Source organism: Xanthomonas sp. NCPPB 3959 (assembly GCF_056675575.1).
In genome coordinates this window covers 80,635-95,127 of sequence record NZ_JBWWVR010000009.1, presented here as the reverse complement: position 1 = coordinate 95,127, position 14,493 = coordinate 80,635, and the positions used below count along the sequence as shown (strand labels likewise).

Annotated in this window: 12 protein-coding genes and 2 tRNA genes; 3 read left to right on the top strand and 11 right to left on the bottom strand. The window is 55.3% G+C overall.

The annotated features are described in order from the left end of the window. Positions 1-76: 76 nt before the first annotated feature. The 5 genes from AC1KVG_RS12270 to uvrB form a co-directional block, all read right to left on the bottom strand. Positions 77-487, bottom strand: coding sequence for a TcpQ domain-containing protein (locus AC1KVG_RS12270; protein ID WP_006449256.1), 411 nt, complete (start codon positions 485-487; stop codon positions 77-79). 345 nt (positions 488-832) lie between these two features. Further along, positions 833-2,506: a type IV secretory system conjugative DNA transfer family protein gene (locus AC1KVG_RS12265; protein WP_481094567.1), complete on the bottom strand. Its 1,674-nt coding sequence runs from the start codon at positions 2,504-2,506 to the stop codon at positions 833-835. 37 nt (positions 2,507-2,543) lie between these two features. Beyond that, positions 2,544-2,786: a hypothetical protein gene (locus AC1KVG_RS12260; RefSeq protein ID WP_023904420.1), complete on the bottom strand. Its 243-nt coding sequence runs from the start codon at positions 2,784-2,786 to the stop codon at positions 2,544-2,546. A 190-nt stretch (positions 2,787-2,976) separates the two neighbouring features. Then, positions 2,977-3,051, bottom strand: a tRNA-Val gene (locus AC1KVG_RS12255). Between the two features lie 97 nt (positions 3,052-3,148). Next, complete coding sequence (uvrB, locus tag AC1KVG_RS12250) at positions 3,149-5,170, bottom strand: excinuclease ABC subunit UvrB (RefSeq protein ID WP_023904433.1); 2,022 nt, start codon at positions 5,168-5,170, stop codon at positions 3,149-3,151. A 151-nt stretch (positions 5,171-5,321) separates the two neighbouring features. On the opposite strand from uvrB, the gene AC1KVG_RS12245 reads away from it, so the two are divergent. Beyond that, the gene (locus AC1KVG_RS12245; RefSeq protein WP_481094566.1) at positions 5,322-5,855 is read left to right on the top strand and encodes a GspH/FimT family pseudopilin; all 534 of its coding nucleotides are present in this window, start codon (positions 5,322-5,324) and stop codon (positions 5,853-5,855) included. Between the two features lie 57 nt (positions 5,856-5,912). Then, a tRNA-Asn gene (locus tag AC1KVG_RS12240) sits at positions 5,913-5,989 on the top strand. Between the two features lie 515 nt (positions 5,990-6,504). Here the strand turns inward: AC1KVG_RS12240 and AC1KVG_RS12235 are convergent. From AC1KVG_RS12235 to AC1KVG_RS12210, 6 genes are read right to left on the bottom strand one after another with little or no spacing between them, the layout of a single operon-like run. Then, entirely contained in the window at positions 6,505-6,927 is a 423-nt protein-coding gene (locus tag AC1KVG_RS12235; protein ID WP_481094565.1) for a type IV pilin protein, read from the bottom strand. A gap of 21 nt (positions 6,928-6,948) precedes the next feature. Beyond that, positions 6,949-10,725, bottom strand: a complete 3,777-nt coding sequence (locus AC1KVG_RS12230; RefSeq protein WP_481094564.1) for a PilC/PilY family type IV pilus protein — start codon at positions 10,723-10,725, stop codon at positions 6,949-6,951. A 9-nt stretch (positions 10,726-10,734) separates the two neighbouring features. Then, positions 10,735-11,265: a pilus assembly PilX family protein gene (locus AC1KVG_RS12225; RefSeq protein ID WP_481094563.1), complete on the bottom strand. Its 531-nt coding sequence runs from the start codon at positions 11,263-11,265 to the stop codon at positions 10,735-10,737. After that, the gene (locus tag AC1KVG_RS12220; protein ID WP_481094562.1) at positions 11,262-12,242 is read right to left on the bottom strand and encodes a PilW family protein; all 981 of its coding nucleotides are present in this window, start codon (positions 12,240-12,242) and stop codon (positions 11,262-11,264) included. The genes AC1KVG_RS12225 and AC1KVG_RS12220 overlap by 4 nt, the downstream gene beginning before the upstream one ends. A gap of 11 nt (positions 12,243-12,253) precedes the next feature. Next, positions 12,254-12,772: a type IV pilus modification protein PilV gene (gene pilV, locus AC1KVG_RS12215; RefSeq protein ID WP_481094561.1), complete on the bottom strand. Its 519-nt coding sequence runs from the start codon at positions 12,770-12,772 to the stop codon at positions 12,254-12,256. Then, positions 12,769-13,311 (bottom strand): GspH/FimT family pseudopilin, encoded by a 543-nt coding sequence (locus tag AC1KVG_RS12210; RefSeq protein ID WP_481094560.1) that lies wholly within the window; start codon positions 13,309-13,311, stop codon positions 12,769-12,771. Before AC1KVG_RS12210 ends, pilV begins: the two co-directional genes overlap by 4 nt. Positions 13,312-13,450: 139 nt before the next feature. Here AC1KVG_RS12210 and AC1KVG_RS12205 point away from each other — a divergent pair, with 139 nt between their 5' ends. Beyond that, the gene (locus AC1KVG_RS12205) at positions 13,451-14,488 is read left to right on the top strand and encodes a sensor histidine kinase (protein ID WP_481094559.1); all 1,038 of its coding nucleotides are present in this window, start codon (positions 13,451-13,453) and stop codon (positions 14,486-14,488) included. Positions 14,489-14,493 lie beyond the last annotated feature (5 nt).

Here is a 14,493-nt window from a genome sequence, read left to right as displayed (position 1 = left end):
GGTTGCGGGCATTTGGGAGGCATGGACGTCCTTGTAAATGTGATGCCACAGGTGCATCGCATCAGTCGACGCTTCCTTAAAGCTTGGATCCGGTTGATACCGCTACGGGCTGTACGAGCAGCTTGTTGGCAGAGACTGACACCGAGACTCCTTGCGCCGCGTACACAGCACTGAGCTCAGTTGCAGCCTGCTGCACGCTGGTGGTGCTGATATTCGAAACTGGTGCGATCAGGGTGTAGTCCGACGGCAAGTTGTAGGACAACTGCATGTTGGAGTCTGCGGCCCAACGCTCAAGCATCGTCTTCAGCGTGCCATCCATCGGCGTGGCCTGATACGTGTAGGAGGTGTAGAGCGGAATTTCGGTCGGGGCCTCGTCAAAGTGATTGACGTGCTTCCAGCGCCCGCCAAAGTCAGGAGCAGGCTTGGTCGCGCAGGCGCCAGCCAACATGGCAGCCGCTAACACCAATGACAGCTTGGACACATACATCGGATTCACTCTGACTTCTCCAACTCAGGAAATTTCGGGCTTGATGATGGACAGCACTGCGGCCCCGCGCACCTAACAGTGGCGGAGCTATGCGGGCTTTGAGAAACCGGTTGGAAACGCGAGGCGCACATGACCCGCCCAAGCGGGCGAAGCAGTGCAGCGCATACGCGCAGAAGAAGATGAGCACACAGAAGAACCATCCATAGCCTTACTCCTATACGACCCCGTCCGGCGCCGCCCCTTAACAAAAAATCAACAATGCAGGAATTTTGGGTAACTTTGCCCTTAACGGACACATGAGTCAAGAATTACCCATCCACATGTGCACCCAAAGAGTGATGGATATCACACTTTAATGGAAAGCGTTTTCACGTCCGTCTTGGGCAGCAGTCGCGCGGTGAAGTAACGATCTTCGTAGTAGCGGATCTTGTCGCACTTCACAGGATGCGGAATACCTTCATACAAGAACACTTCTTTCTCGCTGCCCATTGCCTTGAGCTCCTGAGGAAGCATCAGTGCACGCCGCTCTTCGGAAACACTACGGGTCGTCTCTCGGCCCCGGGTGATGTTTTTCTTCTTGATCGTCGTGTAACCCAGCATCTCCGAGTAGTCGTTCGCATCCTGCTGCTCGCGCGGCGCGTACAGGATCTGCAGCGCGTGGTTGGTGATGATGGTGCGCGACAGGTCTTTACCGTAGGTCGCGTCCAGCTGCGCCATGCTCTGGATGATCGGTAGCAGCCTGAGGTTGTACCCGGCCATGTACGCGACCGCGGTCGCGATGATGTCCACTTTGCCGATTGAGGTGAATTCGTCCATCAGCAGCAAGCACTGGTACTTGAGTTCCGGATTGGACTTCGGAAGCTCCCGCGTGTTGAGGTTGATGATCTGGCTGAAGAGCAGGTTGATGATGAGCCTGCTCTCGGCCAGCTTGTTGGGCTGGATGCCGATATAGATGGTCATCTTCTTCTTGCGAAGATCGGTCAACATGAAGTCGTCAGCACTGGTTGCCGCATCCAGTACGGGGTTGATCCATGCGTTGAGCGGCTCTTTCAAGGTGCCCATGATCGATGCAAAGGTCTCATCGGCCTGTGACAGCATGTTGGCAAACGCCGAGCGTGCGTTGCTGCTAAGGAATCTGCGCTCGGAGAGCGACTTCAGATATTTCTTCAGGTCTGTGCCATCTCCGGACGACAGCCGATAAATGCCGCCGAGCGTGGGCGCACCTGCGCCACCAGGGAAGCCAAGTGACAGTTCCTCATCCTGGTTTTCGAACAGGTACAGCGCGAACGCCATGAACGCGTTGCGCGCCTGGCTGACCCAGAACTTCTGGTCGTCCGACCCGTCCGGGTACAACATCGCCGCAATGCTCATCAGATCCGAGACGCGGAACGCCGGATCATTGGAGACGTAGGTCAGCGGGTTCCAGCGATGCGTTCGGCGATCTTCAGCGAACGGATTGAACAGGAAGACCTCATGCCCCTGACTGGCGCGCCAGCCACTGGTCAGGTCGAAGTTTTCCTGCTTGATGTCCAGGACAACGATCGATTCCTGATATTCGAGCAGATTGGGGATGACCACACCAACGCCCTTGCCGGAGCGCGTGGGCGCGGCAAGAATCACGAATTGCTGCCCGCTCAGTCGCACCAGCTTGCCGTTGAACTTGCCGACGACGATGCCATTACCGCTCGGCTTGAACAACCCGTGCTTGGAAAGATCTGCGGCTCCGGCAAAGCGCGCGTCACCATGCAGCGCACGTGGCTTTGGCTTGAGCACAAGCACAACCGTAATGGCCCAGACGATCCCCGGCAGACCAAAACCGAGGACGCCCGACATCTTGATCTTGGTCGCGTAAGGCGCCACTTCGGGCAACCCTAATGCGCTGACATAGCGGTAGTAGGTGTCCCAGGAATACAACCCGGTATCGAGTCGCAACAGCAGCAATGTCAGATACCCGGACAGGGCATATCCAACGAGCAACGTCACCGCAGTGGCGATTGCAATTATTTTAGCTTTGGACACGCGACCCTACTCCTTAGGCTTACATCTCGACGGCCGTCTAGCGACGGACAACCGGCTTGTGATCGATCAGATCTGACTTGCGCCCGCCGCTCTCGCTCTCGACCAGCGAGTCGATCCAGACCTTGGCTTGATCCAGGGAGAGATCCGGCGTTATCCGGGTACCGGCGTCTGTCACAACGGCATATGCCACCACCGTGTCAGGCGCGTAGATTTCTTCCCGGGTGATTGCCACCACACGGTATCTCCCTCTGGTCAGCACGGTGTGCTGATACTCGTCCATTGCCAGCCTTCCTTTCGTCAGCGCGGAAGCGATGCTAAAGCAAGACGTGTGATGGAGAAAGCGGTTTCAACAACGCTGACAGATCCGCAGACCAGCCTTATGCACACGACGAGTGCCGATGGCTATATTGGGATAACAGCAAGATGATCGTGTTCAAACCACTCAAGTCGCCGTGCATCCGGACTTGGAGTGGTGGGCGGTACAGGGTTCGAACCTGTGACCCCTACCATGTCAAGGTAGTGCTCTACCGCTGAGCTAACCGCCCGTTTCCTGCGTCAGCATTGCGCTGTGCAGGGCGCGCATTCTAGCGCAGGGTTTCGCGGGCCACAAGCCCTCCCTGCACGTGAGCACCCTGCCCCGCCCTACGCCAGGCTCGCCGCCTTCAATTTCTGGATCTGGTCGCGAATCTGCGCTGCGGCCTCGAACTCCAGATCCTTGGCGTGCTGGTACATCTGCTGCTCCAGGCTCTTGAGCTTGCCGGCGATCTGGGCCGGCCCCATCGCGCGGTAGTCGACAGTGTCTTCGGCGATCTGACGTGACTTCGAACGGCCCTTGCCGGCTTTCTTCTCGGCGGCATCCTCGCGCGCGCCTTCCATGATGTCGGAGATCGGGCGCTGCACGGATTTCGGCGTGATGCCATGTTCGAGGTTGTACTCGACCTGCTTCTCGCGACGACGGTCGGTTTCGTCGATCGCCGCCTGCATCGAACGCGTCATCTTGTCGGCATACAGGATGGCCTTGCCACGCAGGTTACGCGCGGCGCGCCCGATCGTCTGGATCAACGAACCAGTCGAACGCAGGAAGCCCTCCTTGTCGGCATCCAGGATCGCCACCAGCGACACTTCCGGCATATCCAGGCCTTCGCGCAACAGATTGATGCCGACCAGCACGTCGAATTTGCCCAGGCGCAGATCGCGGATGATCTCCACCCGCTCCACGGTGTCGATATCGGAATGCAGGTAGCGCACACGAATCCCATGCTCACCCAGGTATTCGGTAAGGTTCTCGGACATGCGCTTGGTTAGCGTGGTCACCAACACGCGATCGCCGAGCTTGATGCGCTCATGGATCTCGGACATCAGATCGTCGACCTGCGTGCCGACCGGGCGGATCTCGACCACCGGGTCGATCAGGCCGGTCGGGCGCACCACCAGCTCGGTGATCTCGCCTGCAGACTCACGCAGTTCGTATGGACCCGGCGTGGCCGACACGTAGATGCTGCGCGGCGAGCGCGCCTCCCACTCTTCGAAACGCAGCGGCCGGTTATCCAACGCGGACGGAAGCCGGAAGCCGAATTCCACCAGCGTTTCCTTGCGCGAACGATCGCCCTTGTACATCGCGCCGATCTGCGGAATGGTCACATGCGACTCATCGATGACCAATAGCGCATCCGGCGGCAAGTAGTCGAACAACGTCGGCGGCGGTTCGCCAGGCGCTTTGCCGGTGAGATGCCGCGAGTAGTTTTCGATGCCGTTGCAGAAGCCGACTTCAGCCATCATCTCGAGGTCGAACTGGGTGCGCTGCGCCAGGCGCTGAGCTTCGACCAGTTTGTTCTGCGAGTACAACTGCTCCAGCCGTTCCTTGAGCTCCTCCTTGATCGTATCCACCGCACTGAGCGTGCGCTCGCGCGTGGTCGCGTAATGTGTCTTGGGATACACGGTGTAGCGCTGCAACTTGCGCAAGGTTTCGCCGGTGAGCGGATCGAACAAGGTCAGCTGCTCGATGTCGCCGTCGAACAACTCAATACGCAATGCCTCGGTGTCCGACTCGGCCGGGAAGACATCGAGCACTTCGCCACGCACGCGGAACGCGCCGCGCGTCAGCTCGAATTCGTTGCGCGTGTACTGCAGATCGCTGAGATGACGGATCAACTTGCGCTGATCGATGTGCTCACCAACTGAGAGGATCAAGCGCAGCGACAAATAGTCTTCCGGCGCGCCCAGACCGTAGATCGCCGAGACCGTAGCCACCACCAACGAATCGCGCCGCGACAGCAACGTCTTGGTGGCGGACAACCGCATCTGCTCGATGTGCTCGTTGATCGAACTGTCCTTCTCGATGAAGGTATCCGACGACGGCACATAGGCCTCGGGCTGGTAGTAGTCGTAGTAGCTGACGAAGTACTCCACCGCGTTGTTCGGAAAGAACGACTTGAACTCGCCGTACAACTGCGCCGCCAACGTCTTGTTCGGGGCCATCACCAGGGTCGGCTTCTGTACCTGCTCAATCACATTGGCGATGGTGTACGTCTTACCCGAGCCAGTCACGCCCAACAAGGTCTGCTTGGCCAGGCCTGCTTCGAAGTTGGCCACCAGCTTGTCGATGGCTGCCGGCTGGTCGCCGGCTGGGGAGTACGGGGATACGAGCTGGAAACGGTCGGTCATGGAGCGGTGCCCTCACATCGACTTTCAAGTATAGCGACCGTGAGATGACGGCTTCGTTTGCACTTTTCCTACAAAAACATCGGAGTCACGGCAGTGACGCTTTCTTCGCAAAGCGCCATTCTGGATCAACGAATCTTCAGAGCACTGGAACATGAGGCTGCATTGCAACCAGAACGGCATCGGTATGATTGAAATGATCGCTGTGTTGCTATCAATGGCAGTGCTTGGTGCCATCGCGACACCATCGTTGATAGCGTTGCGCGACGCTCAAATCACCAGAGCACTGATGCTCGATGTGTCAAGTCACTTGGCAATGACAAGGTCAGCAGCCATTACACACGGGGTCGATGCGTTGATGTGTCCACTTGGGAACGATCGGCAGTGCGCGGACACCCACGACTGGAGCCAAGGGTGGTTGATCTACCTGGATCCGGATGGCAATCGATTACCGGACAGAGACAGCGACATCATCTTTGGCTACGAGACACGTAATGCTGACCGTACGCGCCTATCGACGTCTAAGGGCAGAGAGCGAATCCGGTATCTATCCAGTGGGAGAACGGTAGCCAGCAACGCAACCTTCTACATCTGCAGCGGAAGCAGCCTCAAAGGCCGCATCATCATAAATATGGGCGGCAGAGTGCGCTCCAGTCGGCCAACCTCGCCCACGGACTGCCCAGCCTGAAAAAATTTGAGATAGGACTTGCGGACGCAGCGGAGACTCCCTATAATTTGCCTCCCCGCCCGAATAGCTCAGCCGGTTAGAGCACTTGACTGTTAATCAGGGGGTCGTTGGTTCGAGTCCAACTTCGGGCGCCAAGATCAGAACACACAGAGGCCGCGCATTGTCGCGGCTTTTGTGCGTTCATGCGTAGTAAGAGAGCAAATTTCACTACCCTGTGTCGTTGCCCAAATCCATACAACGCGCAAATCGGTCACGGCGCCGGATCAAAACTTACCGACAACTAGTCCCGCTCCCGGCAGGCCTGCAAAGTCTTCAGCAGACCAAGAGACGTCAAATACCTTGGTAACGCAATGCGTGTTCGCGCATTATCGCGAGAGCTGGGTCGACCCCGCGCTCATGGCTCGACCCATATTATCAGCCCCACGCACTGTTCCGCTTTCAAAAGTTGCATTCGCCGCATCGGTTGAGGATTCACAATGCCGAATTGCTAGGCAACTCCATAGAACTCAGGAGGCAACGACCAACTCGGTCAATGGCCGACCATGATGCTGGCTATGATTAAAGGCAACCAGCCGACCTGATGACCTCGTGCATATAGCTTGTTCCAAGCAAACTACCGAACTAGACGCTCGATTGCTGCTGCTACGCGTTACCAGCACTTGCTAGGCCCATCGGTTCCGGTTGCTCCACGCGTCCCGCGCTGATCGATGCTAAGCGTCCCACATTTAGCGTCCACCTGACGCGTAGTCGGCACAGCTTGAATTACATATGCTCGAGCAGTGGGATCGCCCGAGAATTGAACCCCGTAGAAATTCGTCAGCCCCTCGCAGGCAGCGGGAGCTGCGGCACCTACATAAGTAAGCCGCGTAGTGTAGTACCGCTCCATTAACTGCGCTCGCTCCAGCAAACAGCTAGCCGCCGCCGCACGCCGTGACTTGACCACATATTGACTATAACTGGCCGTAGCAATTGCGGCCAGGATAGCCACGATTGCCACCACGATCATCAATTCCAGCAATGTGAAACCTTTCTGTGCAGAGAAGTGTCTCTGCCCCACACCGAACGAGTTCATTTCGCGACATACAGACATTGATCAATCCCCTCTCTTTACTTCTCGCCAAGAAACGCGGCCCACATTGCGAACCTCTTGAACATTTACGGTCGCAGATCCACCTGATGAGCCACCGACAGCTGCCACCCCCTGTAGCAAGCTAGCCTGTGTGGTCATGCCAACTCCGAGATTGACAGAGCCAATCGGGATCTTGCTTCCATCGCCGGCAGTCAACACGTCGTCATTGAAGCTGCCGTTACCATTGACATCGAAGTATGAAATCCTGGTGCTAGTGCCAGTAAATGCGTCCAGTGAGTTCAAATACCCTGTTCCGTCAGGCGTGCAAGCGCTCGCTGTCGGTATGGCACTTGAAAAAGTAAGAACGTCACGTCGGAGCTGGGCACCACTGATTACCCGCTCCCCCTCAGCCGACTGACTAGGAGGGGTGAGTAGATCGACATACCAACCCTTGGAAGTGGAGGGCAAAGCTGAGTTCGCCTCAAACGAGCGGCTCGTTCCGTCGACAAGAACCAAACTACGGGATGTCAAGTTTACCCCGTCGCCAGAACGACGCTTGACCGTCCCGTCCTCTACAAATCCATAGATGCTCTGAACAGCTCTGCTGGTCATATCACCCGTCGTCATCAGCCGACCGGTACCAAAAAATATCCAGGTCTTAAATGTCGTGGGATGCATGGCAATCGTAATACCGCCGGTGATTGGCTGCCGCACAGCGGGGTTCGATCCCGTGTAGGTGGCGCTGAAGATCGGCGCGCTCCCGGAAACGCCCCATGAGGTGGTTCTCGCTGCGGACAAATCGAACTTCCAAACGTTCCCGAGTAAGTCTCCTGCATACACATAATCCACCGTACCGCTACCGTCGGAATCCCAACCGACCGGCTCTGATAACCCATTTGAATCCGGACTATCGGTCACAACAGAGCCAACGTTGGTATCGATTTTTTTGATGAGAGCACCCGTATTAATGTCATACAAGAAAAGAACGGCACGGCCATTGGTACTATTGACGCCATTACTGACGACAACAGCCGTGCTACCATCATTGAGTCTGGCTATGAAAGGCTTGCCTTGTACAAGCCCCATATCAGCGTCATTCCTTCCGACTTCCCACTTGAAATTACTCACGCCAAAGGTGGCCGGATTCGTAACGTCGAGAGAAAAAATACCCTTCCCCCCCTTCCCCAGCGCGCCAACCAAGAGGTTCTTATTCGGAGTCTGAGTACGGTCGGAAACGATAATCGGGCCATCGACAAAGAAGCGATGACCATAATCCGGCCGACTCAGCGATCCGAGATCAATCCAGTTGATACTGTTGGGGATAAAGCCAAACAGCTCGACACCATTTGCAGCGTTGAAAGCATGCAACATGCCATCATTAGCACCCACATATAGCGTATCGGTATCTTTGACATATGCCGGAGAAGAACTGACCACGTCACCAAGAAGATGAACTCGGTTGCGCAAGGTCCCTTGGTTTTGTAGCTCAAGCGAGCGATTACCTCCGAGGTATGCCGCGTTGTCCGTCCCTGTTACGGGATAATTACTTACCCCTGTCCTAGTCAGATCCGCAACTTGCTGGGTAGTAGCCGAGGCGGGAAACGCAAGCCCGGCCGCTCCATCCGAAGTAAAAACCTTCCTATTATTCACAGGAATATTTTGAGACGCGGTCCAGCTCGCTGCGGTCGCAATTCGACCATCGGTAATTGCATACGACGCCAACTCACCCGACCAAACACCGGATACGTAAGTGGCTTGATAGAGACGGGTATCTGCATTGACCGATGTTGAATTTGCGGAAATGTTTGAGAACGAGCCGGTCCGCTGTACGACTGCATCCAATGCTGCCCGCAAACCACGAGTAAACTCATCTGGGTCGCTTGCAGCAACGAATCTACCGCGCCCGTTCACCGAGGCATGCCATAGATCATCGATAGTCGTGACATTATTTGCGGTCGGCGCCCCCCAAGAGCGCGTCCCATCAGTGAGGCCAGGAAGATCGGTGTTCGGATTAAGCCGCCCCTTTAATCCAATTGAAATACCGAAAGTCACCATATGCTGCCAGAAGCCGGGGTCGGCTGCCGTGGTTGGCACTATGTTACTCATGTCCGTACGCAGATCTTGCTTCCAATAACGCATCGCGACGTCCGCGAGCGTGTTCGAGGAACCATCGCTATACGGCGCAGCAGCTTTGTAGGTATAGGTAGGGGCATTGGGATCCGGCCTCGCAATAGCAGCGCCATCAGTTCCGTCCTGATTTCCACCGGAACTAAAATTATCATCCCCGTTCCAGTACCCATCAGTTGTCAAGATCGTAAAATTTTGACGACACTGAAGTTGATTCGAGCCTGTTTCTGGCCCATATGGACCGTTCCTGCCATCACTGGAGTAATATAGACCGGCATTATTCAGCGCACTACGAAGCGGCGTACCATCTTCAGCCTTGGCACCAAAAAGACGATTAAACCAGCGTGCGCGGTTGTTATTTGCGCCAGAAGCTCCGCTAGGGTTATCAAATAGGCCTTGATTGTACGTCACGGGAATTGGAACCGACTGCGTCGGCCAATTTCCAGTCGCATCATCTCCGTTACGGCCCCAAATGGTCCTGAAGCCAACGCGAACATCCGATCCAAGTCCATTGAACGCAGCCGCCGCACCGCCTTTTGCGGTCTTCGTCCGTGTACGGTAATAGGAGTACCAGATGGCGAAATTTGATCGCTCAGCTGCATCGTCACGACCAGTGGGCCTTGCGTATGTGCAATTCCGCCATCCCCACCCCGACGTCGTCGTGTCACAGCCTGCTGACTGCTCACCGTTATTATTGGTGATGATATCGTAACCATACTGGACTGAGACACCCGAATAGCTTGAGCCCCCGTATACCAAAACACTGTACGTACCTGCTTCCGGGGTAGCAAAACTGCAAGTCTCCGAATTTCCCTCACTTGTTTTACTACAATCGGCTGAAATCGGTCTCGCCTGTGCATTCCGGCTAACGTACAAATCGGCGCATCTCGAAAATCTACTACAAGACGCGGCACTACTTATGCTTATAACCAAATTACTCGCATTGGCCGGCACGGTCACAGAGTAATAAGTGTTGCTGTCACGATTACCCCTCAAACCGCTAACCAGCACGCCGCTATTTGGAGATGTGGTAACTACGCCTTCGAGACGCTCACTCCGCACGACCTTGTCATTCGTCAAAATTTGATAGCGATAATACTGCCTGACATCCGACAGATCAGTAGCATCAGCTTTAGGCATATAGAACGTCTGGGTCGACGCACTTAAATCCACCGTTGAACTTACCGTATTTGCCGCAGTATTTTGCACAAAAAGAGCATTACTGTAAGCGGATTCCATGGTCGTTCCGCCAGTTAACGGCGCACCAGTCGAATCTACCCACGGCTTATAATCCGCATTTGGATTGTAGTATATCGTGTTTGTTACATAATTTTGATCATAAATTGCGTTTACATTGACATCTGTCGTCAAATAAGTATTATCTCTCGTCGTATTATCGCCTGTTGGCGCGCTCGCGACACCGCCCCCGCTCATACTTGCGATGTCCGGATTATACATATAGCGCCACTGCATTGATCCCGAATCATCGAGAACAAAAAGAAGGTTAGGCGGTACGCGAGCGGCCGTTGTTAGCGGCGATGTTGGCAGTGTGATACCCGCGTTTACGGGAATCGCGAGCAGCGTCGCAAAATAGGCACACGCGACCGGCGTGGCTCGTGCGAACAAGCGCCGCCAAATGGAAACAGGCTGGCGTCCGGATTGAATAGCTGACATGACGCCCCCTTATTGAACGATATAGTTTGTTTGCAACATCACTGTTGCTCGACCGTCTGCATTGGCAATTGCGGTAATTCGGAAGCGCGGCGCAAGGCATTGTCCATCCAGCGGAAACTTGCGGTCGCAGCCCGGCCATGTCGGCGCTTCGCCCATGTACTCGATAATGTAACGAGCATTTGGCGTTGGAATTGCGTCTTCACCAAGATTATTTCTAGCATTTCGCCACCCGTTGAAGCTGGTATCCAGCCACCGATCTGCATCTGCGGCGACAGGAGTACCGCATATTCCGTTAGCACAGCCGCTCGATGGCACAGAGCTGACCGCAGTGGCATTTGCAAGCGCTTCACCTTGTCGCAATGCGGATTCGGCCGCCTGAAAACCCAGACTACGATCATAGAGATTTGCGCTCATACGCTCTTCCAGCGTGGTCGTACGTAACACAGCTAGGCCAAGCAGAGTCATCAGCAACAGCAGGATCAAAACGACAATCAGCGACGCCCCATGCTGAGGGACTATGGGATGGACACTCCTCTTCATGGATTACGATTCCGTAGACTGACGATGTGAATCAACTGGCGCTCAATTCCGCCCTCGGCACCTACTGACCCTTCAGCATTTGAAATACTCAATGTGATGCGCGCTGCCGTTACATTTGCCCAATCGCTCGCACCTAGAGCGCTAGCGGCCTGATAGCTAGCTTTTCCATTCACAAGATAGAGCAAGCTGAGATTTTTTACGCCCTGTGCGACTTCTTGTGTGGTAACTGTTCCATTTGCTGTCGCAACCTGCTGATAAAGGGCTGGCCCATCGGCGCCATTCCCGATATACCACCGCGATGCATGCAGCCTCACCAAGACCGAATTGGGAGCGGTGTACGCAAACTTTGTTCCGGTCCCGCAATCCAAAGGCACACCCAAGCCCAGGGTGCAGTTACCAGGGGTTCCTGCCAGCCCATGGAAGATATCTTTTCCGCTGACGGAAGAGACTTGAAAGACCGAAGCTTGTCGTGCATTACACACGACCGCCAAGTCACCCGCAGAAATTCCGTGACCAGCAACATTGACAGAAAACTTACCGGTTGCGGTGTCATGGGCGGTGATCGTGGTGACATTCTCATCTGCGGCAAAGAGCTGAACAGCCTCGGTGGAGGCAACACGCTGCGCTACCGCCGTGCCAGTGACAAGATCGGCGGCGGCCTGACTTGAAGAGTACCCCTGAAATGCATCGCCCCATCGATTAAGGTTGCTCCACCAGCTTGCAGTGGAGTTATTCAATACATTCGAAATAGGCAGATTATTGACGCACGGATTGCCTGCCGCTTCGCGCACATCGCGCGCCATCAATTCGAATGCGGTGCGTACGCCCTCCTGAACCCTGCCAAGACTCTCTGTAGCACGGTATGTCCTGCTATTTGAGAGAAAGATCCCGATTGCGGCGCCCACCACGAGAAGCCCGAGAAACATTGCCACCATCAACTCGATCAAGCTAAAGCCTGACTCGTTGGCATTCCTCATTGGACTCGCACTCATAGTTGCACCTTCGTGGCAAACACTTCTGCAGTGCTGCCTTGCGCTTTGCCACTCGCAGTCGCGTTGGTAGACCGACCATCATTCCAACGAAGAGAAACTTTACAGATATCCGTGGCACACTCAATCTTGCCGCACACATCTGTGTCTGGCGTACCATCAACTCCAAGCGTGGCACGCCAGCTTTTTATCCATGCTGCCTGATCGAGAGCGGCCAGCGAACCACTCCCGTCGGTTGTACACAAAAATCCAGCAGTGTTGTATGCCCCGGCAAGCGCCGCCTGACGGTTTGCGCGCATTGCATCCAGCACGGTGTAGGTTGAAATCACCGCCTGACTGCGCTCTAGCGAACTTTGGCTGTTACGTAACGCCGCAGCCTGCATTGCCGCGATGCCAAGCAGACCAATCGCCATGACCAGCACGGAGATCATCACTTCGATAAGTGTGGTACCCGAATGCCCTCTGGCGTTCTGCACAGACCGGCCTGACGCGCCTCTATTTGCACTCGAAATAATCATTGACAATTCTCAGCCTTTTTCTTTATCAGCACACGAGCGCCGCTTATTAAGCTGACAACGCGAGCATTCTCTACAGGACGTGCCGCATCGATGCATAGGGTAATAGCTGCCGTGGAGAGCATTCCACCCGCTGCTCGCGCCAGGCCATCGGAGCTGAATGTCACTGCAGATACATCAGCTACCACCTTAACTTTTGCAGTTCCGGAGACGTCGCTCAGTACCTCGCCATCATTATCCACCCGAGTAATCCAGCGACTCCAGGTCGTGGTCCCGGAACAATTCACTCCGTCACTCGACGCACAAAGGCTCACCTTGCGGTTGAGTCGAATTGATTCGGAGCGAGCATGCTGCAGCGACGCAACCATGGAATTAGCTTGAGTTGTCAAGCGGTTGCTGTTAATAAGCGCACTGAAGCTCGGCGCTGCTATTGCCGCCAAGATGGCCAAGACCGCAACGGTCACAAGCAGCTCTAACAGCGTAAATCCGCTTGCCTTCAACACGCGGCCCGGAGACGGGCGGCGAAAACCAGGAAGATGCATCGGAGATCCCCATCCCCATATTGACGTCTAGTACGGTAGAGTCAAGCTCATGCGGGCACCAGCGACTACCGACAGGCGGTTAGACTGCCAGTGCGAACGGCCGACTAGTCGCCATCCACTCTCCCGCCAAGTGAACAGCATGCTGAATTCCTCAGCTTCAACTGCCTCCGCCGTCATTGCCCCTCTAGACTTGCTCTTACAGCCACGTGTGATCGCGTACGTGATTCTGACCGGGGAAATGCTGGCTGCAGTACTCACGCTGGCTCCAGGAATCCGGGAAAGTCGATGGATCTATTTTGGGCTGACCTCACTGTTGATTCAGTGGATAAGTATATTGACGCTTGCAACACTCCATGTCTTGCGACGTCAACTGCGCCCATTGCGGCCGAACACAATCGCGAATCTGTCGCTAGCTACACTAGTTGCAGTAGCCGGAGTCGCCTGCATCATTGTCTGGGCCGTCTTTGGCAACTTGCTTAGTCTTCTCGGTGGCAGCTGGTGGGGGTTTTGGCTACAGGTCAACGGAATTGCGCTTACGGTCGGACTGCTGGGCCTGCTGGCATTTCAAAACCACTGGAGAACTCAGCAGATGGCGGTTCGCGCAAAACAGGCTGAACTAGATGCCTTACAAGCACGAATTCATCCGCATTTCCTGTTCAATACTTTAAATACAGGAGCCGCACTGGTGCATCAGCGCCCGGAGGCTGCCGAGCGCCTGCTGCTGGATTTATCGGATCTTTTTCGCGCAGCACTTGCCGGCCCTAGCCAAATGCTCCTTGAGCAGGAGCTCTCCCTGACGAGACGCTACTTAGAAATAGAGCAACTACGACTCGGCACACGCCTACAAGTAGAGTGGCAACTGCCGACACCATTGCCAATAGTGCTGGTGCCGACACTCTGCATCCAGACACTGACCGAGAATGCCATACGCCACGGTGTCGAACCGGCGACCGAAGGGGGCACTGTCACGTTATGCGTCACCGCAACCAACAACCAATTGCAGATTCAAATTACCAACAGTTTGCCAAATGCACTGCCGGTCAGCAGCAACGGCCACCGTATCGGATTGAATGCGGTACGCAGTCGCGTAGAACAATTGACAAATGGAATTGGAAGAGTCCACACCACCATAAAGGATGGTCGTTACTTCGCGACCATCCATTTACCTTGGTCATGAGACGA

What these genes read in the sequence shown, in the direction of transcription:
- AC1KVG_RS12270 (WP_006449256.1), bottom strand. Translation starts at nt 487, where the DNA reads ATGTATGTGTCCAAGCTGTCATTGGTGTTAGCGGCTGCCATGTTGGCT.
- AC1KVG_RS12260 (WP_023904420.1), bottom strand. Translation starts at nt 2,786, where the DNA reads ATGGACGAGTATCAGCACACCGTGCTGACCAGAGGGAGATACCGTGTG.
- uvrB (WP_023904433.1), bottom strand. Translation starts at nt 5,170, where the DNA reads ATGACCGACCGTTTCCAGCTCGTATCCCCGTACTCCCCAGCCGGCGAC.
- AC1KVG_RS12245 (WP_481094566.1), top strand. Translation starts at nt 5,322, where the DNA reads ATGAGGCTGCATTGCAACCAGAACGGCATCGGTATGATTGAAATGATC.
- AC1KVG_RS12235 (WP_481094565.1), bottom strand. Translation starts at nt 6,927, where the DNA reads ATGAACTCGTTCGGTGTGGGGCAGAGACACTTCTCTGCACAGAAAGGT.
- AC1KVG_RS12230 (WP_481094564.1), bottom strand. Translation starts at nt 10,725, where the DNA reads ATGTCAGCTATTCAATCCGGACGCCAGCCTGTTTCCATTTGGCGGCGC.
- AC1KVG_RS12225 (WP_481094563.1), bottom strand. Translation starts at nt 11,265, where the DNA reads ATGAAGAGGAGTGTCCATCCCATAGTCCCTCAGCATGGGGCGTCGCTG.
- AC1KVG_RS12220 (WP_481094562.1), bottom strand. Translation starts at nt 12,242, where the DNA reads ATGAGGAATGCCAACGAGTCAGGCTTTAGCTTGATCGAGTTGATGGTG.
- pilV (WP_481094561.1), bottom strand. Translation starts at nt 12,772, where the DNA reads ATGATTATTTCGAGTGCAAATAGAGGCGCGTCAGGCCGGTCTGTGCAG.
- AC1KVG_RS12210 (WP_481094560.1), bottom strand. Translation starts at nt 13,311, where the DNA reads ATGCATCTTCCTGGTTTTCGCCGCCCGTCTCCGGGCCGCGTGTTGAAG.
- AC1KVG_RS12205 (WP_481094559.1), top strand. Translation starts at nt 13,451, where the DNA reads ATGCTGAATTCCTCAGCTTCAACTGCCTCCGCCGTCATTGCCCCTCTA.